Annotated in this window: 20 protein-coding genes and 1 riboswitch; of the genes, 8 read left to right on the top strand and 12 right to left on the bottom strand. The window is 72.5% G+C overall.

The window, feature by feature from the left end:
* The first annotated feature begins 250 nt into the window (after positions 1–250).
* Positions 251–610: a protease inhibitor I9 family protein gene (locus tag ACZ6S8_RS08710; RefSeq protein WP_469453777.1), complete on the top strand. Its 360-nt coding sequence runs from the start codon at positions 251–253 to the stop codon at positions 608–610.
* 61 nt (positions 611–671) lie between these two features.
* On the opposite strand, the gene ACZ6S8_RS08705 is transcribed toward ACZ6S8_RS08710, so the two are convergent.
* The 3 genes from ACZ6S8_RS08705 to ACZ6S8_RS08695 form a co-directional block, all read right to left on the bottom strand.
* Positions 672–1,274, bottom strand: coding sequence for a Uma2 family endonuclease (locus ACZ6S8_RS08705; protein ID WP_469453775.1), 603 nt, complete (start codon positions 1,272–1,274; stop codon positions 672–674).
* A 151-nt stretch (positions 1,275–1,425) separates the two neighbouring features.
* On the bottom strand, positions 1,426–2,094 hold the full coding sequence (locus tag ACZ6S8_RS08700; protein WP_469453773.1) for a LamG domain-containing protein: 669 nt from the start codon (positions 2,092–2,094) through the stop codon (positions 1,426–1,428).
* Positions 2,095–2,232: 138 nt separating this feature from the next.
* The gene (locus tag ACZ6S8_RS08695; protein WP_469453772.1) at positions 2,233–2,850 is read right to left on the bottom strand and encodes a phosphoribosylanthranilate isomerase; all 618 of its coding nucleotides are present in this window, start codon (positions 2,848–2,850) and stop codon (positions 2,233–2,235) included.
* Positions 2,851–2,956: 106 nt separating this feature from the next.
* On the opposite strand from ACZ6S8_RS08695, the gene ACZ6S8_RS08690 reads away from it, so the two are divergent.
* Both ACZ6S8_RS08690 and ACZ6S8_RS08685 read left to right on the top strand, forming a co-directional pair.
* Entirely contained in the window at positions 2,957–3,091 is a 135-nt protein-coding gene (locus ACZ6S8_RS08690; protein ID WP_469453770.1) for a hypothetical protein, read from the top strand.
* 61 nt (positions 3,092–3,152) lie between these two features.
* Entirely contained in the window at positions 3,153–3,578 is a 426-nt protein-coding gene (locus tag ACZ6S8_RS08685; RefSeq protein WP_469453768.1) for a GNAT family N-acetyltransferase, read from the top strand.
* A 103-nt stretch (positions 3,579–3,681) separates the two neighbouring features.
* Here ACZ6S8_RS08685 and groL read toward each other — a convergent pair whose 3' ends face one another.
* From groL to thrC, 4 genes are all read right to left on the bottom strand, one after another.
* Positions 3,682–5,304, bottom strand: coding sequence for a chaperonin GroEL (gene groL, locus ACZ6S8_RS08680; protein ID WP_351272909.1), 1,623 nt, complete (start codon positions 5,302–5,304; stop codon positions 3,682–3,684).
* A gap of 377 nt (positions 5,305–5,681) precedes the next feature.
* Entirely contained in the window at positions 5,682–5,891 is a 210-nt protein-coding gene (locus ACZ6S8_RS08675; RefSeq protein WP_030232479.1) for a cold-shock protein, read from the bottom strand.
* 397 nt (positions 5,892–6,288) lie between these two features.
* On the bottom strand, positions 6,289–6,567 hold the full coding sequence (locus ACZ6S8_RS08670; protein WP_469453765.1) for a MoaD/ThiS family protein: 279 nt from the start codon (positions 6,565–6,567) through the stop codon (positions 6,289–6,291).
* Between the two features lie 34 nt (positions 6,568–6,601).
* Positions 6,602–7,876: a threonine synthase gene (thrC, locus tag ACZ6S8_RS08665; RefSeq protein ID WP_469453763.1), complete on the bottom strand. Its 1,275-nt coding sequence runs from the start codon at positions 7,874–7,876 to the stop codon at positions 6,602–6,604.
* Between the two features lie 17 nt (positions 7,877–7,893).
* Positions 7,894–8,050: riboswitch (SAM riboswitch) on the bottom strand.
* A gap of 185 nt (positions 8,051–8,235) precedes the next feature.
* Here thrC and ACZ6S8_RS08660 point away from each other — a divergent pair.
* Both ACZ6S8_RS08660 and ACZ6S8_RS08655 read left to right on the top strand, forming a co-directional pair.
* Entirely contained in the window at positions 8,236–9,186 is a 951-nt protein-coding gene (locus ACZ6S8_RS08660) for a glucosyl-3-phosphoglycerate synthase (protein WP_469453761.1), read from the top strand.
* 46 nt (positions 9,187–9,232) lie between these two features.
* The gene (locus ACZ6S8_RS08655; RefSeq protein ID WP_469453759.1) at positions 9,233–10,711 is read left to right on the top strand and encodes an alpha,alpha-trehalose-phosphate synthase (UDP-forming); all 1,479 of its coding nucleotides are present in this window, start codon (positions 9,233–9,235) and stop codon (positions 10,709–10,711) included.
* A gap of 62 nt (positions 10,712–10,773) precedes the next feature.
* Here the strand turns inward: ACZ6S8_RS08655 and otsB are convergent, their stop codons facing one another.
* From otsB to ACZ6S8_RS08640, 3 genes are all read right to left on the bottom strand, one after another.
* Positions 10,774–11,622 carry a trehalose-phosphatase gene (gene otsB, locus ACZ6S8_RS08650; RefSeq protein WP_469453757.1) on the bottom strand — a complete coding sequence of 283 codons (849 nt, stop codon included), beginning with the start codon at positions 11,620–11,622 and terminating at the stop codon, positions 10,774–10,776.
* Positions 11,623–11,696: 74 nt separating this feature from the next.
* On the bottom strand, positions 11,697–11,933 hold the full coding sequence (locus ACZ6S8_RS08645; RefSeq protein WP_267724545.1) for a DUF3263 domain-containing protein: 237 nt from the start codon (positions 11,931–11,933) through the stop codon (positions 11,697–11,699).
* A gap of 81 nt (positions 11,934–12,014) precedes the next feature.
* On the bottom strand, positions 12,015–13,316 hold the full coding sequence (locus ACZ6S8_RS08640; RefSeq protein ID WP_469453755.1) for an extracellular solute-binding protein: 1,302 nt from the start codon (positions 13,314–13,316) through the stop codon (positions 12,015–12,017).
* A gap of 200 nt (positions 13,317–13,516) precedes the next feature.
* Here ACZ6S8_RS08640 and ACZ6S8_RS08635 point away from each other — a divergent pair, with 200 nt between their 5' ends.
* The 3 genes from ACZ6S8_RS08635 (at position 13,517) to ACZ6S8_RS08625 (ending at position 16,638) form a co-directional block, all read left to right on the top strand.
* Positions 13,517–14,449, top strand: a complete 933-nt coding sequence (locus ACZ6S8_RS08635) for an ROK family protein (protein WP_469454318.1) — start codon at positions 13,517–13,519, stop codon at positions 14,447–14,449.
* Entirely contained in the window at positions 14,449–15,612 is a 1,164-nt protein-coding gene (gene nagA / locus ACZ6S8_RS08630; protein WP_469453753.1) for an N-acetylglucosamine-6-phosphate deacetylase, read from the top strand. The genes ACZ6S8_RS08635 and nagA overlap by 1 nt, the downstream gene beginning before the upstream one ends.
* Before the next feature lie 108 nt (positions 15,613–15,720).
* Positions 15,721–16,638: a 1-phosphofructokinase family hexose kinase gene (locus ACZ6S8_RS08625; RefSeq protein ID WP_469453751.1), complete on the top strand. Its 918-nt coding sequence runs from the start codon at positions 15,721–15,723 to the stop codon at positions 16,636–16,638.
* A gap of 13 nt (positions 16,639–16,651) precedes the next feature.
* On the opposite strand, the gene ACZ6S8_RS08620 is transcribed toward ACZ6S8_RS08625, so the two are convergent.
* Together ACZ6S8_RS08620 and cdgB are read right to left on the bottom strand one after the other, a co-directional pair.
* The gene (locus ACZ6S8_RS08620; protein ID WP_469453749.1) at positions 16,652–17,704 is read right to left on the bottom strand and encodes a CBM35 domain-containing protein; all 1,053 of its coding nucleotides are present in this window, start codon (positions 17,702–17,704) and stop codon (positions 16,652–16,654) included.
* A gap of 68 nt (positions 17,705–17,772) precedes the next feature.
* Entirely contained in the window at positions 17,773–19,506 is a 1,734-nt protein-coding gene (cdgB, locus tag ACZ6S8_RS08615) for a diguanylate cyclase CdgB (RefSeq protein WP_469453747.1), read from the bottom strand.
* Positions 19,507–19,846: the final 340 nt, after the last annotated feature.

Raw genomic sequence — 19,846 nt, 5'->3', positions numbered from 1 at the left:
AAGCGCGGTCCGCCCGGTTGCGTGGCGTACGGCCGCGTCCGCGCCGCCCGGCGGCCGCCGCTGCAGAAAGGGTTCACCCCATGCCCCGCGCGGCCGCTCGCCGGCCGCCCGGGGTGCGGCGGTGCCCGGCAAGATCACCCGTACGGCCTTCCGCCACCCCAGGGGGCGCGCGGCGGGTGCGCTCCCCGTGCCCCCGCCGCACCCCGGGCGGTCGTTGACCGGCCCCTCCCCGCGTGATGGCCTCGGCCCCATGCGCACCCCCCTGAACCGAGCCGGCCTCCCCCTGGCCGCCGTCGTCCTGGCGGCCGTGGCCGCCGCCGCCCTGCCCGCGTCCGCGTCCGCGGTCGCCGCCGAGCCCGTACCCGGGTCCCGCGTCACGGCCCCCGCCGGCGACCACCCCACGTACATCGTCACCGTCCACCCGGGCCTCGACCCGGGCACCGTGGCCGACGCGTACGGGATCACCCCGACCCACGTCTACCGCGACGCCCTGAACGGCTTCGCCGCCCGCCTCTCCCCCGAGCAGGTGGAAGACCTCCGGGCGACCTCCGCCCTCGTACGCTCCGTCGAGGCGGACGGCACCGCGTCCGCGTCCGGCCCCGGCATCTGAGAACGGGCCCGGCCGCTCCCCGCCGGCGCGGCCCCGGGCGGGAACGGGGCCCGTCGGCGGGTCAGTGGGGGAAGTGCTCCGTCTCCACCGTCACCGAGAACGGCTCGGGGAGCTTCAGCGCTTCACCGAAGGCCACCCGTTCGGTGTGCCGGTAGGCACCGTTCTCGGGCCCGGTGAACAGCGTGGCCGTGGGCCCGTGCTCGTCGAAGCGGTCGATCAGCAGATAGACCGGTACCGGGGCATGGGCGTAGGCCCAGAGCTTCTTCTTGCGGTCGTCTTCGGCATTGCCCTTGGAGGTGATCTCCACGACGAGCAGCGCATCGGCCGCGTCCAGCGGATCACTGACGTCCGCGTCGACCCCTTCCACAAGTCCCGACGGCGCGACCACCAGGTCAGGCACGTACAGCTTCCCCAGCGCGGCGATGTGGACGCCGAGGGTCTGGTAGACGCCCTCTTCCGGCGACAACGCGGCGTAGAGGGCGCGTTGCACCCGTTCGGCGATCCCGTTGTGATGTCGGTGGGGCGGCGGTACCAAGGTGATCCGTCCCCCGTCGATCTCGGCGCGCCAGCCCTCCGGCACGTCCAGCTCACGCCAGCTCTGCAGCAGGTACTCCCACGCGCGGCCACCGGCGCTCCGGCCGGGTTCGACCATGGCTGCGGTCATCGCGGGTCCCCTCTCCTGTGGCCCATGTGCGTGAGCGTAGACAGACGGATCAGCGGCCCGGAGGCCGCTCCGTCCAGCGTCCCACGATCGGGGGGCGCCCGCAGCCGTCTCCGCGCCGCCCCCGTCCGCCGTGCGTTGCGGAGGAACCGGACTAGCGGCGGTACACGCGCAGTTCCGACACCTCGTACGACATCTCCGTGGCCCCCGGGTCCGGCGCCGGGTGGTAGCGGCCGGCGCAGACCGAGAGGTTGACGATGAGGTACGCGCGCCAGTTCCGGCCGACGCCCCGGCCGTCGCTGAAGACGCGGGCGCCGTTCACCCACCAGACGACCGAGTTCCTCCCGAACTCGACCTTCAGGTCGACCCACCCGCCGGGCCGCACCGACGGGTCGCGGTGGTAGCGGTGCCCCTCGCGGACGTGGTTGGACAGCTCCAGCAGGTCCGGGTTGTCGGGGTGGTACTCGAAGACGTCGATCTCCTGCCCCCCGTCCCGCCAGGTCCAGATCGCCGGCCACGCCCCGCGCTCGACGGGAAGCCGCACCCGGGCCTCCAGCACGTCGCCGGTGCGGGCCATGAACCCGCCGTCGCTGCCCTCGGTGGTGAGCAGGCCGGCGTCCCAGTTGCCGTCGGGGCGCAGGGTCGCCCGGAACACCCCGCCGCGGCTGTAGGCGGGGTCGGCGACGAGGTGGTCCAGCTTGTTGTCGTTCGGGTTGACCGGACCGCCGCCGGGATACGCCCACGAGCGGCCGGCGACCCACTGGGAGGTGGAGGCGAAGTCGGCGGTGAAGACGGGAGTGCGGCGCGGCGCGAGCACGGGCACGCCTCCACCGCCCTCAGGAACGAGGCGGCTTGTCAGGCGCCGCAGCCATCCGAGCGTGTCCGAGAGCATGACTGTGCTGTGCCCGCCGGAAACCGGCCGAACCTCCGGTTCTCGCTGAGAGTAATCGCACGAACGCGTTCAGCGAGCAGAGGCGTGCGCCGCGCGCACGAAGGCCCGGATGAGCGCCGGGGACTTCACTCCGCGCTCCTCCTCGACCCCGCTGGACACGTCCACGCCCCACGCGCCCGTGGTCTCCAGGGCCTCCCGGACGTTGCCGGGCGTCAGCCCGCCCGCCAGGAGCCAGCGGCCCTCCGGCGCCGTGAACTCCTCGGAACCCCAGTTCCAGGGCTTGCCGGAGCCCGGGTCCGGCGCGTCGATCAGCAGCAGGTCCTCGCCGTACTCGCCGCACCGCCGGACGTGCTCCGCGGTGGCCCGCAGCAGGGTCCGGCCCGCCGCCCGCAGCGCCGCGAAGTCCTCGGGGCCCTCCTCGCCGTGCAGCTGGACGGCCCGTACGCCGCTCTCCTCGGTGAACCGGGCGACCTCCGCCACCGGCTGCCCCCGGAACACCCCGACGGTGAGCACCCCCGGCGGCACCTCCGCCGCGAGGGCGCGCGCGGTCGCGGCGTCGACCGTACGCGGGCTGCCCGGGGCGAACACGAACCCGACGGCCCCCGCCCCCGCGGCCACGGCCGCCTCGACGTCGCGCGCGTTCTTGAGGCCGCAGATCTTGACGAAGGGTGCGCTGCTCTCGCTCATCCCCCGAGTCAACCAAACCCGCCCGCCCCCCGGCACTCCGTCCCGAGGACCGGGCACGGCCCGCGCCCCGGCGCTGGCCTGATCGAGACACGGGCCCCGGCCCGACATGCAGGGCTCGGAGATCACCTGCTTCTCGGATCCCTCTCCGCACGGCTACCGCTCCCGCACCACGGTGTCCTTCGGCGAGCCCCTGCCCGTACCGGAACCGTTCGGCTGCGTCATCGACTCGTCCGGGTTCTGACCGGCCCGGGGGCACCGGAAACCGTTCGTGGCGGTGCCGGGGCGGACCGCAGAATGGGCCCATGGACGACAACGGGGCGGGGATCACCACCGGCGGCGCGGACGCCGGGCTCGACGCGCGGCTGAGCGAGGAGCTCGACGCCTTCAACCGGGCGGCGACGCCGGGACACGAACAGTCCGAGTTCACCGTCCGGGTCACGGACGCGGACGGCGCGCTCGTCGCCGGGCTCAGCGGCTGGAGCTGGGGCGACCGGGCGGGCATCGGCATGACGTGGGTGCGCGAGGACAGCCGGGGCGACGGCTGGGGCGGCAGGCTGCTGGCCGCCGCCGAGGACGAGGCCCGCCGGCGCGGCTGCGCGACCGTCCTCGTCTCGTCGTTCACCTTCCAGGCCCCGGCCTTCTACGCCCGCCACGGCTACGTGGAGACGGCCCGCGTCCCCGGCTTCCCGGGCGGCCACGAGGACGTGTACTTCCTCAAGCAGCTCTGAGCGGGCCGCGACGGTCCCGGCCCCGGCCGGGAAACGCCCGAGGGCGGCACCCCCCGCGGGGGGTGCCGCCCTCGTTCGAGAACAGCCGATCAGCCGGGGCCGATCAGAAGTCCATGTCACCACCCGGCATGCCGCCGCCCGCGGGGGCACCGGCCTTCTCGGGCTTGTCGGCGATGACGGCCTCGGTCGTCAGGAACAGCGCGGCGATCGACGCGGCGTTCTGCAGCGCGGAGCGCGTGACCTTCGCCGGGTCGATGATGCCCTCGGCGATGAGGTCGACGTACTCGCCGGTGGCCGCGTTCAGACCCCAGCCGGGGGTCAGGTTGCGGACCTTCTCCACGACGACGCCACCCTCGAGGCCGGCGTTGACGGCGATCTGCTTCAGCGGGGCCTCGAGGGCGAGCTTGACGGCGGCAGCGCCGGTCGCCTCGTCACCCGTGAGCTCCAGCTTCTCGAAGACCGCGGAGGCCTGCAGCAGGGCCACGCCGCCACCGGCGACGATGCCCTCCTCGACGGCCGCCTTCGCGTTGCGAACGGCGTCCTCGATGCGGTGCTTGCGCTCCTTGAGCTCGACCTCGGTCGCGGCGCCGGCCTTGATGACGGCCACGCCGCCGGCCAGCTTCGCGAGGCGCTCCTGGAGCTTCTCGCGGTCGTAGTCCGAGTCGGAGTTCTCGATCTCGGCGCGGATCTGGTTGACGCGACCGGCAACCTGGTCGCTGTCGCCGGCACCGTCGACGATGGTGGTCTCGTCCTTGGTGATGACGACCTTGCGGGCGCGGCCCAGCAGGTCGAGACCGGCGTTCTCCAGCTTGAGGCCGACCTCCTCGGAGATGACCGTGCCGCCCGTGAGGATGGCGATGTCACCGAGCATGGCCTTGCGGCGGTCGCCGAAGCCCGGGGCCTTGACGGCGACGGACTTGAAGGTGCCGCGGATCTTGTTGACGACCAGGGTCGACAGGGCCTCGCCCTCGACGTCCTCGGCGATGATCAGCAGCGGCTTGCCGGACTGCATGACCTTCTCCAGGAGCGGCAGCAGGTCCTTGACCGAGCCGATCTTGGAGTTGACGATCAGGATGTACGGGTCGTCGAGGGACGACTCCATGCGCTCCATGTCGGTGGCGAAGTACGCCGAGATGTAGCCCTTGTCGAAGCGCATGCCCTCGGTGAGCTCGAGCTCCAGACCGAAGGTCTGCGACTCCTCGACCGTGATGACGCCTTCCTTGCCGACCTTGTCCATCGCCTCGGCGATGAGCTCGCCGATCTGGGTGTCGGCGGCGGAGATGGAAGCCGTGGAGGCGATCTGCTCCTTGGTCTCGACGTCCTTGGCCTGGGCCAGCAGGGCGGCGGAGACGGCCTCGACGGCCTTCTCGATTCCACGCTTGAGGGCCATCGGGTTGGCGCCGGCGGCCACGTTGCGCAGACCCTCGCGGACGAGGGCCTGGGCCAGCACGGTGGCGGTGGTCGTACCGTCGCCGGCGACGTCGTCCGTCTTCTTGGCGACTTCCTTGACCAGCTCGGCGCCGATCTTCTCGTACGGGTCCTCGAGCTCGATCTCCTTGGCGATGGAGACACCGTCGTTGGTGATCGTGGGGGCGCCCCACTTCTTCTCAAGGACGACGTTGCGACCCTTGGGGCCAAGGGTGACCTTGACGGCGTCGGCGAGCTGGTTCATCCCACGCTCGAGACCGCGCCGGGCCTCCTCGTTGAACGCAATGATCTTGGCCATCTGAAGTGGTCCTCCCGGACAGCGGTGGATTGCTCCGGACCGCGCCCGCGCCCGCGACGGACGGCCTGCGCGACCGGCGGTTCCTTCCCGCCGGACGCTGCGGGCCTCACCGACCCGGTCCTCGTTTCAGTAGCACTCTCACTGGGAGAGTGCTAACGCCAATGATTAGCACTCGGCCCCCTCGAGTGCAAGCGGCTTCGGCCAACACCCCCGGAAGAGGCAGGCGCCGCACGGGCCGTGCGGGCCGGACGCACGAGGGGCCCACACCCCTTGTCCAGGATGTGGGCCCCTCGTAGTGCCTCGTACGTCACTGCCCGTCGTACGCCGGTACGACCGTGCACGCCGTACGCATGCGTCGGTGGTCGATCGCGTGGGGACTAGCCGGCGGCCGCGAGCTTGACCATGTCCGCCTGCGGCCCCTTCTGGCCCTGCGAGATCTCGAACTCGACCCGCTGACCCTCTTCAAGGGTGCGGTAACCGTCCATCTGGATGGCGCTGTAGTGGACGAACACATCCGCGCCACCGTCGACCGCGATGAAGCCGTAGCCCTTCTCCGCGTTGAACCACTTGACGGTGCCCTGAGCCATGCCTAACTCCCCTATTACTGGCCCTTGCGCAGGAACGCACTTCGCGATCCCGGGTCAGAACTTGCGTCGGAACGCGTCGACCGAGGCTGAATGTATCCGCGCCGATGCTGTCTGCAACAGGTCAATCCGACGAGAATTCCGGCCACCCGGAAAGATTGAAAAAGAGTGAAAATTTGGCATATTCCAGGGCAACTCGGGCCCGGCATCTCTCGCCAAAGCCCCATAGCGCACTTGCACATTGACTCGATGTCGACCCTCACGCGACCCGTTCATATGCGGCGGGCAAGAACAGCGGAGGGGACTTCCCCAACCCTACCGCGCCCAATCAAGCAGAATTGCCCCCTCCGCTTATTAGCGGAAGGGGCAATTTCGGTTTTAGCGTGTCACCGCACGGCGGTCAGCAGCCGCCCGCGACGGCCGGGATGATCGAGACGCCGGCGCCGTCCGGGGTGACGGCCTCCAGGCCGCCCTCGAAGCGCACGTCGTCGTCGTTCACGTAGACGTTCACGAAGCGGCGGAGCTTGCCCTGGTCGTCCAGGACGCGCGCGGCGATGCCCGGGTGGCTCTGCTCCAGCGAGTCGATGACCTCGGCCAGGTTCGCGCCCTCGGCGGAGACCTCGGCCTTGCCGCCGGTGTAGGTGCGCAGGATGGTGGGGATGCGGACGTTGACGCTCATGGCGCTACTGCCTTTCCGGTGTGCGAGGGGAGGGTCAGGCCAGGCCGGCGGCGCGGAAGGCGTCCAGGCTCGGGCGGATGGTGGCGGTCTGCCCGCTGTCCGCGGCCACCGCCTCCAGGGTCTTGAGGCCGTCGCCGGTGTTCAGGATGACGGTGGTCAGCGCCGGGTCGAGGTGTCCGGCCTCGATGAGCTTCTTCGTGACGCCGACGGTCACGCCGCCCGCGGTCTCGGCGAAGATGCCCTCGGTCTGCGCCAGGATCTTGATGGCCTCGACGACCTGCTCGTCGTTGACGTCGTCGACGAAGCCGCCGGTGCGCCGCGCGATGTCCAGGACGTACGGGCCGTCCGCCGGGTTGCCGATCGCCAGGGACTTGGCGATGGTGTTCGGCTTCTGCGGGCGGACCACGTCGTGACCGGCCTTGAAGGCGGTCGAGACCGGGGAGCAGCCCTCGGCCTGGGCGCCGAAGATCTTGTACGGCTTGTCCTCGACCAGGCCGAGCTTGATCAGCTCCTGGAGGCCCTTGTCGATCTTCGTGAGCTGCGATCCGGAGGCGATCGGGATGACCAGCTGGTCGGGCAGCTGCCAGCCGAGCTGCTCGCAGATCTCGTACGCGAGGGTCTTGGAGCCCTCTCCGTAGTACGGGCGCAGGTTGACGTTGACGAAGCCCCAGCCCTCGCCGAGCGGGTCGCCGATGAGCTCGGAGCAGAAGCGGTTGACGTCGTCGTAGTTGCCCTCGATGCCGACGAGGTCGCCGCCGTAGACCCCGGCCATGACGACCTTGCCCTGCTCCAGGTCGTGCGGGATGAACACGCAGGAGCGGAAGCCGGCGCGGGCGGCCGCGGCGCCGACGGCGCCGGCCAGGTTGCCGGTGGAGGAGCAGGAGAGCGTGGTGAAGCCGAAGGCGCGGGCCGCCTCCACGGCGATGGCCACGACGCGGTCCTTGAAGGAGTGCGTCGGGTTGCCGGAGTCGTCCTTGACGTACAGCTTGCCGGTGACGCCGAGCTCCTTGGCCAGGTTGGCCGCGTCCACGAGCTTGGTGAAGCCCGGGTTCAGGCTCGGCTTGGAGGCCACGTCGGCGGGGACGGGCAGCAGCGGCGCGTAGCGCCAGATGTTGTTCGGCCCGGCCTCGATCGCGGCGCGCAGGGCCTCGGGGTCGCCGGTGGGAAGGTCGTAGGAGACTTCCAGCGGTCCGAAGCACTCGACGCAGGCGAAGATCGGGCCGAGTTCGAAGCGGGTACCGCACTCGCGACAGGAAAGTCCGGTGGCGGGTCCGAGATCGACAGAGGTGGTTTCAGTCTGTACAGCCATGATGGCGAGGCCCTTTCTCCTCATCTTCCCCATGGCGCACTTCGCCATGAGACGGAATTGGCACCTTCCCTAGCCGGGGACCTCGCGGAGTGTGCGCAGAACGCATCGCGAGAACCGACTGGAGGGTTGCCGGGGCTTCAACGGGCCGTGTCCCTCTGCCCCTCTGGATGAGCGGTATGGCACCGGGCCGCGCGCTCTTGGCGCGTCCGGGCGTTTGTGCGCGAGCACCCCCGGCATGCGGTGGTGCTTCGCGTTGTTCAAGACTGTAACGGAAGGTCCGGGGGGTTGAGACAGCCGTCCGAACCGCGAGATGGATCACATTTCGGCTTATACCGCCGAGTAACCAGGGAGTGCCGAGAGTGCTGGAAGAGGTGGAGCGCTGGCTGGCCGAGCGTTCCTGGGCCGCCGCCGACCGACCGCTCGCCCAGCTGATCGAACGGAAGCGGGCGACGGGCGCCACGGTCAGCGTGGTGCTGCCCGCGCTCGACGAGGAGGCGACGGTCGGCGAGATCGTCGAGGTGATCCGGCGCGAGCTGATGGAGGGACTGCCCGTCCCCCTGGTGGACGAACTCCTCGTCGTCGACTCGGGTTCCACCGACCGGACCGCGGAGGTGGCGGCGAAGGCCGGCGCCCGGGTGGAGCACCGCGACGGGATCCTGCCCCGCATCCCGGCGCTGCCCGGCAAGGGCGAGGTGCTGTGGCGCTCGCTGCTGGCCACGACCGGGGACGTCGTGTGCTTCGTCGACGCCGACCTGCGGGACTTCTCGGCCTCCTTCGTCTCCGGCATCGTGGGACCGCTGCTGACCGACCCCGAGGTGCAGTTCGTCAAGGCGATGTACGACCGCCCGCTGGGCGGCGCCCCGGGCCAGGGCGGGCGGGTGACGGAACTGGTCGCCCGGCCCCTGCTCAACCTCCACTGGCCGCAGCTGGCGGGCTTCGTCCAGCCGCTGGGCGGCGAGTACGCCGTGCGGCGCTCGCTGCTGGAGCGGCTCCCCTTCCCCGTCGGGTACGGGGTCGAGCTGGGCCTGCTGGTGGACGCGCTGCACACCGTCGGGCTGGACGCGCTGGCCCAGGTCGACGTGGGCGTACGGGTCCACCGCCACCAGGACGGGCAGGCGCTGGGCCGGATGGCCGCGGCGATCTACCGCACGGCGCAACTGCGGCTCTCGCGCGGGCACCTCGTACGGCCGGAGCTGACGCAGTTCGAGCGGGGCCCGGACGGCTTCGTGCCGCGCACCTACGCGGTGGACACCGAGGAGCGGCCGCCGATGTGCGAGGTCGAGGAGTACGCCGTACGCCGCGTGGCGTGACGAATCGGACGGTTTGAGGGGGCCCGGGCCCGGCTAGGTTGGCGGCATGGCTTCTCAGGTACTCGTTGCAGCGAACCGCGGCCCGCTCTCCTACGCCCTCTCCGGCGACGGCGAGCTCAGCGCCCGCCGCGGCGGGGGCGGACTCGTCTCCGGGCTCTCCGCGGCCCTCGCGGAGCAGCCGGACGCGCTGTGGATCTGCGCGGCGCTCTCGGACCCCGACCGGGAGGCGGTGCGCCGGGGCGTCTCCGAGCCCGGCGTCCGGATGCTGGACATCGATCCCACGGTGTACGACGACGCGTACAACGGCATCGCGAACTCCGTGCTCTGGTTCACCCACCACCACCTGTACGACGTCCCGCGCGAGCCGGTCTTCGACGCGCGGTTCCGCCGGCAGTGGGACTCGTACACCGAGTACAACCGCGCCTTCGCGCAGGCCCTCGCGCAGGAGGCGGCGCCCGGCGCCCGCGTCCTGGTGCAGGACTACCACCTGGCGCTGGTCCCCGGGCAGCTGCGGGAGCTGCGGCCGGACCTGCGGATCGCCCACTTCACGCACACCCCGTGGGCCTCGCCCGACGTCCTCGGCATGCTTCCCGACGACGTCCGCCAGCAGCTGGTGTGGGGGATGCTCGGCGCCGACGTGCTGGGCTTCCACACGGGCGAGTGGGCGCGGAACTTCGTCGCGGGGGCGCAGGCCGACGACGCGAGCGGCGTCGCGGAGGGCTTCTGGCCCGCCGCCGGGCCCAGCGGGGTGCGGCACCGCAGGACGGTGGAGGACGGGCGGCGCGAGGAGCGGCCGGAGGAGCCCCGCTTCACCGAGGTGACCGCCTTCCCCCTGGGCGTGGACGGCGACGACCTGCGGGCGCTCGCGCACCGGCCCGAGGTCGACGCGAAGCTGGCGGAGCTGCGGGCGGAGGTCGGTGACCGCAGGACGATCGTCCGCGTGGACCGCACCGAGCTGTCGAAGAACATCCTGCGCGGGCTGCTGGCCTACCGGGAGCTGCTGACGGTCCACCCCGAGTGGCGCAGCCGGGTGGTGCACCTGGCCTCCGCGTACCCGTCGCGGCAGGACCTCAAGGTGTACCGGGACTACACGGCGGCGGTGGCCGAGCTGGCGGCCGAGATCAACGCGGAGTTCGGCACGGAGGGCTGGGAGCCGGTGCTGGTGTCGGTGAAGGACGACTTCGCGCGCTCGCTCGCCGCGTACCGGCTGGCGGACGTGGCCCTGGTGAACCCGGTGCGCGACGGGATGAACCTGGTGGCGAAGGAGATCCCGGTGGTGTCCGAGGCCGGCTGCGCCCTGGTGCTGTCGACGGGCGCGGGGGCGTACGAGGAGCTCCGCGACCACGCGCTGACGGTGAACCCGTTCGACGTGACGCGGACGGCCGAGGCCCTGAACGAGGCGCTGACCATGCCGGAGCCGGAGCGCGCGGAGCGTACGAAGCGGCTGGCGGCGGCGGCCACGGCGCTGCCCCCGGCGGCCTGGTTCCGCGCCCAGCTCGACGCCCTGGACGCCCCGGAGTCCTGACCCGCCGGGGCGGCGCGGGTTCCGGGGCCGGACCCCGGAGCCGCGCGCGCCCGGCGCGGGGGTCAGGACCGCAGCGCGTCCGCCAGGGCGGCCAGCAGGGCGACGACCTGGGCGGGGCCGGCGAGGACGATGTCGGCCCGCGAGGCCAGTTCCGGGACCTCCGCGGAGCCGCTGCACACCAGCAGGCCCGGGTGCCCGTCGGTCCGCCGCTTCTCGACGGCGGCGTACGCGGCGAGGTCGCCCAGGTCGTCCCCGGCGTACAGCACCGCCTCGGCGCCGGTCTCCTCCAGGAACTCGGTGAGGGCGACGCCCTTGTCCATGCCCGGGGGCCGCAGCTCCAGCACGGCCCGGCCGGGCTCCACCATCAGCCCGTGCCGGGCGGCCAGGTCGGCCAGCGGCTCGCGCAGGGCGTCGAAGGCGGCGGCGGGGTCGGCGGCGCGCCGGGTGTGGACGGCCAGCGCCTGGCCCTTCTCCTCGATCCAGGTGCCGCGCCAGGCCCCGATCGACTCCAGGAACCCCGGCAGCTCCGCCCGGACCGCCGCGACCCCGGGGTGCTCGGCCGGGGCGTGGACGGTGCCGGTGACGGCGTCCCAGCGCTCGGCGCCGTAGTGCCCGAGCACCACGAGGTGTTCGAGTCCGGGGACGCCGGCGAAGCCGCCGTAGCGTACGGCGACGCCCGCCGGGCGGCCGGTGACCACGGCCACGGAGGCGACCTCGGGGGCGAGCGCGGCGAGGGCCGGCACGGCTCCGGGGTGGGCGCGGGCCTGGTCGGGGTCGGGAACGATGTCGGCCAGGGTGCCGTCGAAGTCGAGGGCGACCACGGAGCGGCGGGGCGCGCGGAGCAGGGCTTCGAGGCCCTCGCGTCCGGCTGCGGTGACGGGCATCGGCAGGTCGTGCGGATGGCTCCCCATACGGACGACCCTAACGGGCGAGCCCGGCGACGGCTACGGCGCGGTACCGGTCCGCGGCGACCGGCCCCGTTCGGTCACCGCCGCGCCCGCTGGGCCTCGCGGATGCGTCGCAGCCGGTTCACCGTGCCCGGGGCGTGGGCGAGCGCCCGGGGATCGTCCATCAGCGCGTTGAGCAGCTGGTAGTACCGGACCGGGGTCATCCCCAGTCCCTCCCGTACCGCCCGCTCCTTGGCGCCGGGTCCCGGCCAGGTCCGGGCCTCGTACGCGAGCACCTCGGCCTCCGTGGCCGTCAGCCGCCCCTCGTCCGTCATACGGCCAGATTAACGCCGCCCGCCGACACCGGCCCGCGCCGGGCGGGCCGGTGGTCCGGCGGGCGTACCGGCGGGCGCCGGTCAGCTCGGGTCGGCCTTGCGGGCCGCCGTGGCGATCTCCTCCAGCACCTTCGCGGGCTGGCCGCCGGGCTGCACGGTCTTGCCGATCTTCTGCTTGATGTCCTCGCTCACGCCCGCCCAGGACTCCTTGCCGACGGGGTAGAGCCGGGAGTTCGGCAGGGCCGCCAGGAACGTCTTGAGCTGCGGGGAGGAGCCGCCCGTGCCCGCCTCGGCGGCCCGGTAGCCGCTCGTGGTGACCGGCAGGAGGTCGTACTTCTCGGTGAAGGCCGTCACGTTCTTCGCCTCGTACAGGTAGTCGAGGAACTTGCCGGACTCCTTGCGGTGCCCGTTCTTGAAGGCCATCACCCAGTCCGCGACGCCCATCGTCGGGTGGTCGGTGCCGTCGGCGGTCGGCAGGGCCACCATGCCGAACTTCACGCCCCGGTCGCCGGCCTGCTTGAGCAGCGTCGGGTGGCCGTTGAGCATGCCGACCTCGCCGCGCGCGAAGGCGTCGAAGGCGGCCTGCCGGTCCAGCTTGCCCGGCTCGACCGAGCCGGTCAGGCCCTGGCCGACCAGCTTGTCCCGCAGGAACTCCAGCGTCTTGGTGTTGTCGGCGGAGTCGAGGGAGTAGTTCTCCTCGTTGTCCGTGTAGCCGCCGCCGCCCGCGAGCATCCACATCATCGTCTCGGCCTGGGCCTCCTCGCGGCCCAGCGGCAGCGCGAAGGGGGTCGGGACGCCGGAGCCCTTCAGCTTCTTCGCGGCGGCCTCCAGCTCGCTCCAGCTCTTCGGCTGCCAGGCGGTCCTGCCGTCCTTGGGGACGACGCCGGCCTCGCCGAGCAGCTTCTCGTTGTAGAAGAGCAGCCGGGTGCTGGCGACGAAGGGCAGGCCGTACTGGACCCGCTTGACCTTGCCCGCGTCGGCGAGCGGCGCCAGGAAGTCCGCCTCGGTCTTCACGGAGAGCAGCTCGTCCGCGGTGTACAGCTTGCCGTCGGCCGCGTAGTCGGCGTAGGCGCCGATCTGGGCGATGTCGGGGGCCTTGCCGGCCTTGACCATCGCCGCGACCTTGGCGTCGACCTCCGACCAGTTGAAGACGCTGACCTCGACCTTGATGCCGGGGTGCTCCTTCGCGAAGGCGTCGCCGAGGTCCTTCCAGTAGCCGGCGGAGGAGTTCTGCGGATTGTCCCCGTAGTCGGCCGCCACGACCCGGAGGGTCACCTCGTTGTCCCCGGCGAGTCCGTCGACGGCTCCGCAGCCCGTCAGCGTCACGCCCGTCAGGCAGAGTGCGGCGCCGGAGGCGGCCAGGCTCAGGTAACGGCGCTTCACAGTTCTCGTTCCACCCCTTGTTGTACGTACGATCCACGTAAGGTCTACACCACTTTGGCGACTGGCTCACATCCCGGGAGCGGTCCGTGTCCGCTTCGTACCCGGACCGGCGTCCCGATTTTGTATGGCCACTCAACAATCCCTCCCAATGGACTAGACCTTTCCCCGTCGAGCACGCGAGACTGTCACCTGTGAAACCCGTGAAACACGTCATCGCCCTCGATGTGGGCGGCACCGGGATGAAGGCCGCCCTCGTCGCCGACGACGGCACCCTGCTGCACGAGGCGCGCCGCGCCACGGACCGCGAGCGGGGCCCCGACGCCGTCGTCGAGACGATCCAGGACTTCGCCGCGGAGCTGCTGCGCACCGGCGAGGAGCGCTTCGGGCGGCCCGCCTCGGCCGCAGGGGTCGCCGTACCCGGCATCGTCGACGCCGAGAACGGGATCGCCGTCTACGCGGCGAACCTGGGCTGGCGCGACGTCCCCCTGCGCGCCCTGATCGGCAGACGCCTGGGCGGCATCCCGGTGGCCCTGGGCCACGACGTCCGCACGGGCGGCCTCGCCGAGGGCCGCATCGGCGCCGGCCGCGGCGCCGACCGCTTCCTCTTCGTCCCCCTGGGCACCGGCATCGCCGGCGCCATCGGGATCGCCGGCCGCATCGAGGCCGGCGCCCACGGCTACGCGGGCGAGATCGGTCACATCGTGGTGCGCCCCGGCGGCCCCGCGTGCGGCTGCGGCCAGCGCGGCTGCCTGGAGACGCTCGCCTCCGCCTCCGCCGTCTCCCGCGCGTGGGCGGCGGCCTCCGGCGACCCCGCGGCGGACGCCGCGCAGTGCGCCGAGGCCGTCGAGGCCGGCGACGAGCGCGCCCGCACGGTCTGGCTGGCGGCGGTCGGCGCGCTCGCCGACGGCCTGGTCACGGCGATCACCCTGCTGGACCCGCGCACGCTGATCATCGGTGGCGGGCTGGCCGAGGCCGGGGAAACCTTGTTCACACCACTACGGACGGCCGTCGAGGAGCGCGTGACGTTCCAGCGGCTGCCGCACATCGTTCCGGCGGCCCTCGGGGACACGGCCGGATGCCTGGGCGCAGGGCTGCTCGCCTGGGACCTACTCGCCACGGAGGTACCCGCCTGATGTCCGGAAGCGCTCACAGCACCGTTCTCTCCGGCGCCAGGGTGGTGCTGCCCACCGGAACCGTCGCCAACGGCCGGGTCATCGTCGACGGCACCCGCATCGCCGGCAGCGCCCGGGAGGGCGCGAACGTCCTGGACCTGACCGGGCACTGGATCGTCCCCGGCTTCGTCGACGTGCACAACCACGGCGGCGGCGGCGCCTCGTTCACCTCCGGCACCCCCGAGGAGGTCCTCAAGGGCGTACGGACGCACCGCGAGCACGGGACCACCACCCTGGTCGCCTCCACCGTCACCGGCGACCTGGACGAGCTCGCCCGCCGCGCCGGGCTGCTCGCCGAGCTGACCCAGCAGGGCGAGATCGCGGGCATCCACTTCGAGGGGCCGTTCATCAACCCCTGCCGCAAGGGCGCGCACAAGGAGGAGCTGCTCCGCCACCCCGACCCGGCCGAGGTCCGCAAGCTGATCGACGCCGCGCAGGGCGCCGCCCGGATGGTCACCCTCGCCACCGAGCTGCCGGGCGGCCTGGACTCCGTACGGCTCCTCGCCGAGCACGGGGTCATCGCGGCCATCGGCCACACCGACTCCACGTACGAGCAGACCCGCCAGGCCATCGACGCGGGCGCGACCGTGGCCACCCACCTCTACAACGCCATGCCGGGCCTGGAGCACCGCGCCCCGGGCCCCATCGCGGCGCTGCTGGAGGACGAGCGGGTCACCGTCGAGCTGATCAACGACGGCGTCCACCTGCACCCGGCCATGCTGGAGCTGGCCTTCCACCACGCCGGCGCGCACCGCGTGGCGCTGATCACCGACGCGATGGACGCGGCCGGCTTCGGCGACGGGACCTACCACCTCGGCCCGCTGGAGGTCGAGGTCAAGGAGGGCGTGGCCCGGCTCGTGGAGGGCGGCTCCATCGCCGGTTCGACCCTCACCCTGGACACCGCCTTCAAGCGGTCGGTGACCCTGGACCGGCTGCCGGTGGAGTCCGTGGTCCAGGCGATCTCCGCGAACCCGGCCAAACTGATCGGCCTGTACGGCGAGATCGGCTCGCTGGAGGCCGGCAAGTACGCCGACCTGGTCGTCCTCGACGCCGCGTTCGACGTCAAGGGCGTCATGCGCCGCGGCGAATGGATCGTCACCCCGGCCGTACGGGCCGGTTCCTGACGGTCCGGCACGCCGGCAGGACACGCACGGAAGGCGGTCGGCCCGCGGGACTGGGCCGACCGCCTTCCGTTTGGCATGATCCCGGCAGCAACAGATCCGGGAGTGCCCATGATCCTGACCGTCACGCTCAACACGGCGCTGGACGTCACCTACCGCGTGCCGCGGCTGCTCCCGCACGCCTCGCACCGCGTCTCGGACGTCGCCGAACGCCCCGGCGGCAAGGGCCTCAACGTCGCCCGCGTCCTGGCCGCGCTCGACCACGAGGTCACCGCCACCGGCTTCGCGGGCGGCCGGACCGGCGGCGTCGTACGGGACCTGCTGGCGCACTCCGCCGGGGTGACCGACGCACTGGTCCCCTGCGCGGGCACCACCCGCCGCACCGTGGCCGTGGTCGACGCCGCCTCGGGGGACACCACGCAGTTCAACGAGCCGGGCCCGCTGATCACTGCTCCGGAGTGGTCGGCGTTCCTGACCCGGTACGACGCCCTGCTGGCCGGCGCCGAGGCCGTGGCCCTGTGCGGCAGCCTCCCGCCGGGCGTGCCGGTGGGCGCGTACGCCGTGCTCGTACGGGCCGCCCGCGCGGCCGGGGTCCCGGTGCTCCTGGACACCGCCGGCGAGGCCCTGCGCCGCGGGGTCGCCGCCCGGCCGGAGGTCATCAAGCCGAACGCCGCCGAGCTGGCGGAGCTCACCGGGTCCCGCGACCCGCTCCCCGCCACCCGTGACGCCCGCCGCCGGGGCGCCCACGCGGTGGTCACCTCGCTCGGCCCGGGCGGGCTGCTGGCCGCCACCCCCGACGGCACCTGGCAGGCCGCCCCGCCGCGCCCGCTGGCCGGCAACCCCACCGGGGCCGGCGACTCCGCGGTCGCGGGGCTGCTGTCCGCCCTGACGCAGGGCCTGGACTGGCCGGCCCGCCTGACCCGTGCGGTCGCCCTGTCGGCGGCGACGGTCATCGCCCCGGTGGCGGGAGAGTTCGACCCCCGCACCTACGAGGAGGTACGGGGGTCGGTCAAGATCACCGCGGCCTAGGGGGCCCGACGGGTCAGAACTGCTCCAGCCACAGCTGGTCGATGTTGACGTTGCAGCTGTTGCCCGCCTCGCACGAGAGCTTGATCGTGTTGGCGCCCTTGTCGAGGTTGACCTGGCCCCACGTCGTCTGCCAGCCCTTCTCCCAGTCCCCCTTGGGCGACTTGGCGAAGTTGCGCATGCTGATCGGCGCCTCGTTGGCCTTGCCGTTGACGGTCAGCGTGCCGTTCGCGTCCTCGCCCGGGATGCCGAACCGCACGTAGAACTTGTACTTCCCCGCCTTGGGAACGTCCAGGGTCCACGTCACGGCCGCGCCGGGCTGGTTGAACCGGCCCACGTACTGGCCGCCCGAGCTCTTCGCCCCCGGCACGGTGCTCTCCAGAGCGGCACCGCCCGTGATGGACATGCCCGCACCGGCCGCCTCGCCCTTCGGCAGCGGGGCCTCGGAGGGCTTGGCCGAGTCGCTGGGGGCCGGGGACGCCGGGTTCTGCGGGGCGGCCGACTGCTGACCGCCGTCACCGCCGCCCGCCTTGTCGTCGTTCTTCTCCTTGCCGTCGCCGCCGAAGGCGAGGGCCGCGCCGATGCCGATCACGACCGCGCCGACCACGGCGACCGCCGCGATCAGCAGGCCCTTGCGGCTGGAGCCGCCGCCGCGTCCGGTGCCGCCGTGACCGTGGGCACCGCCGCCGCCGTGCGTGGAGATCGCCTGGGTCTGGGAGGACTGCGACGGGCCGCCCTGCTGCGGCGGAACGCCGTAGCCGCCGGCCTGGAGGGCCTCGGGGGCCTGGTACTGCGCCTGGTAGGACGGCTGGCCCTGCTGGGGGACGGGGCCCCGGGGGCCGCCGCTGCTCCTGCGGTCGCCGACCGTGCGCACCTGGTGGTGGGAGGTCCGCGGGACACCGGGCTGCGTACCGGGGTGACCGCCGCCCGGGCCGGGGTAGCCGTATCCGCCCTGCCCGGGCGGGGTGGCACCGGCTGCCTGACCGTCCTCGTAGAGGTAGCCGAACGGATCGTCGTCCTCGGGCTTGTTCGCCCCACTGTGCGAGCCGTTGTTCGCAGGCGTCGTCATCGCAGGTCACTCCTTTCGACCCCCGGGAGCCTACCCCGAACGCATGCACCCACGAGCGGCCGATCGCCTCATCCGGCCCGGCGGTGCGACTTCGACCGCGACCGCTTCTCGATGTACATCCGCTGGTCGGCGGAGCGCAGCACCTCGTCGGCGGACATCCCGCAGCTCGCCCATCCGATCCCGAAACTCGCCCCCACGCGCACCGCGCGGCCGTCGACCCGGATCGGCGGGATGATCGCGTTGCGCAGCCGGACCGCGAGGTCGGCGGCGTCCGCGGCGCCCAGGCCGTCGGCGAGGACGACGAACTCGTCACCACCCAGCCGGGCGACGGTGTCACCGTCCCTGACGCCGGTCGTGAGCCGCCGGGCGACCTCGATCAGGACCGCGTCGCCCGTGTGGTGCCCGAACCGGTCGTTGATCGACTTGAAGCCGTCGAGGTCGCAGAAGAGCACCGCGAGCCCCTTCGTCCCGTCGTCGACGTCGGTCGCGGGCGCCACCGTGTGCACGTGGTGGTCGTACGGCCCGTCCGTGGGGCCCGCCACGGCCCCGGGGAACTCGAAGGCGTCGGCCCCGCCGAACCGGTCGGGACCGTCGGGCTGGAAGTCGGGCTGAAAGCCGTGCTCACCCGCACCACCCGCCTCGCCGTGCACCTCGTACCCCGTGCGCACCTCGCGGCCCTCGTAGGCCGCGTCCAGGGCCTCGACCGCGGTGGCCCGTACGGACTGCGGGCGGCGGCAGAGCCGGGCGCCGAGCCGGGATCTGAGCTCGGCGCTGTTGGGCAGGCCGGTCAGCGCGTCGTGGCTGGCCCGGTGGGCGAGCTGGAGCTCGTGCCGCTTGCGCTCCTCGATGTCCTCGACGTGGGTCAGCAGGAACCGCGGCCCGTCGGCGGCGTCCGCGACCACGGAGTTGCGCAGCGAGACCCACACGTACGTGCCGTCGCGGCGGCCGAGGCGCAGCTCGGCGCGGCCGCCCTCGGCGGAGGTGCGCAGCAGGGTGCCGATGTCCTCGGGGTGGACCAGGTCGGAGAAGGAGTAGCGGCGCAGTACGGAGGCCGGTCTGCCGAGCAGCCGGCACAGCGCGTCGTTGGTCCGCAGCAGGCGGCCGTGCTGGTCCCCGCCCATCTCGGCGATGGCCATGCCGCTGGGCGCGTACTCGAAGGCCTGGCGGAACGACTCCTCGCTGGCACGGAGCGCCTGCTGCTCGCGTTCCAGCCGGACCAGGGCCCGCTGCATGTTCGCGCGGAGCCTGGCGTTGCTGATCGCAATCGCCGCCTGGAAGGCGTACATCTGGAGCGCCTCGCGCCCCCACGCCCCGGGGCGGCGCCCGTTGCGCGGCCTGTCCACCGAAATGACACCCAGGAGTTCCCCGCCGGACGCGTACATGGGCGCGTAGAGCCGGTCCTCGGGGTGCCACTCGTCCTCGAAGCGCGGTTCGGGACCCTCGGTGTGCCACTGGGGGACGTCGTCCTCCATGAGGACCCAGCCCTCGGTGTGCGGGATGAAGCGCAGGCCGTCCCAGTTCTCGCCCATCGTCAGGCGGCGGTCCCAGGAGGCGCGGGAGCCGACCCGGCCGGTGATGAGGGCCTCGGCGGCGGGATCGCCGGCGAAGGCGGCGACGACCAGATCCCCGTCAGGGCGTACGAGGTTGACACAGGCGAGTTCGTAGCCGAGCCCCACGACGATGCCGTCCACGACGGTCTGCAGGGTGTCCGCCAGGCTCCGGGCCGTATTGAGCTCGGCCACCACCCGGTGCAGCTGCCGCAGGGTCGCAAGACGGACGTACGGCTCCGACTCGGTCTCCATTGCTCGCTCTCCCCGAGACCTCGACAGCAACTCCAGGTTTGTCATCGGCGTTTCGTTGCGGTGTCCCGTCCACTGAATCACAGTGAGCTGTGCGGCAGGTACACAGGGTCAACAAATCTTGCTCTCTGTGACTCAAGTCACATGAGATGAATAACGGTACGCAACGGACCTCCCCGGGCTGGGAGCGCTCCCCCTCCTTCCCGCGAGCAAACGATACGCCCGGGCCTAGGACAAGAGGCGGGGGCGCGACTCGGGCCGGGGCCCGATGTGCGCCCGGGGAGCGCGAGATTAGCGTTTCACCGTGCACCAGACGACCCCCGTACCCACCCTGCCCGAGCCG

The organism is Streptomyces sp. NPDC048461 (genome assembly GCF_055587105.1).
This window is presented reverse-complemented; position numbering and strand designations above follow the sequence as displayed.

Excerpts from the sequence above, each read along its gene's own strand:
- ACZ6S8_RS08690 (WP_469453770.1), top strand. The coding sequence starts at position 2,957 with ATGCAGGGCTCGGAGATCACCTGCTTCTCGGATCCCTCTCCGCACGGC.
- nagA (WP_469453753.1), top strand. The coding sequence starts at position 14,449 with ATGTCCGGAAGCGCTCACAGCACCGTTCTCTCCGGCGCCAGGGTGGTG.
- ACZ6S8_RS08710 (WP_469453777.1), top strand. The coding sequence starts at position 251 with ATGCGCACCCCCCTGAACCGAGCCGGCCTCCCCCTGGCCGCCGTCGTC.
- ACZ6S8_RS08645 (WP_267724545.1), bottom strand. The coding sequence starts at position 11,933 with ATGACGGACGAGGGGCGGCTGACGGCCACGGAGGCCGAGGTGCTCGCG.
- ACZ6S8_RS08655 (WP_469453759.1), top strand. The coding sequence starts at position 9,233 with ATGGCTTCTCAGGTACTCGTTGCAGCGAACCGCGGCCCGCTCTCCTAC.
- groL (WP_351272909.1), bottom strand. The coding sequence starts at position 5,304 with ATGGCCAAGATCATTGCGTTCAACGAGGAGGCCCGGCGCGGTCTCGAG.
- ACZ6S8_RS08705 (WP_469453775.1), bottom strand. The coding sequence starts at position 1,274 with ATGACCGCAGCCATGGTCGAACCCGGCCGGAGCGCCGGTGGCCGCGCG.
- thrC (WP_469453763.1), bottom strand. The coding sequence starts at position 7,876 with ATGGCTGTACAGACTGAAACCACCTCTGTCGATCTCGGACCCGCCACC.
- ACZ6S8_RS08695 (WP_469453772.1), bottom strand. The coding sequence starts at position 2,850 with ATGAGCGAGAGCAGCGCACCCTTCGTCAAGATCTGCGGCCTCAAGAAC.
- ACZ6S8_RS08675 (WP_030232479.1), bottom strand. The coding sequence starts at position 5,891 with ATGGCTCAGGGCACCGTCAAGTGGTTCAACGCGGAGAAGGGCTACGGC.
- ACZ6S8_RS08625 (WP_469453751.1), top strand. The coding sequence starts at position 15,721 with ATGATCCTGACCGTCACGCTCAACACGGCGCTGGACGTCACCTACCGC.
- cdgB (WP_469453747.1), bottom strand. The coding sequence starts at position 19,506 with ATGGAGACCGAGTCGGAGCCGTACGTCCGTCTTGCGACCCTGCGGCAG.
- ACZ6S8_RS08670 (WP_469453765.1), bottom strand. The coding sequence starts at position 6,567 with ATGAGCGTCAACGTCCGCATCCCCACCATCCTGCGCACCTACACCGGC.
- ACZ6S8_RS08620 (WP_469453749.1), bottom strand. The coding sequence starts at position 17,704 with ATGACGACGCCTGCGAACAACGGCTCGCACAGTGGGGCGAACAAGCCC.
- otsB (WP_469453757.1), bottom strand. The coding sequence starts at position 11,622 with ATGGGGAGCCATCCGCACGACCTGCCGATGCCCGTCACCGCAGCCGGA.
- ACZ6S8_RS08685 (WP_469453768.1), top strand. The coding sequence starts at position 3,153 with ATGGACGACAACGGGGCGGGGATCACCACCGGCGGCGCGGACGCCGGG.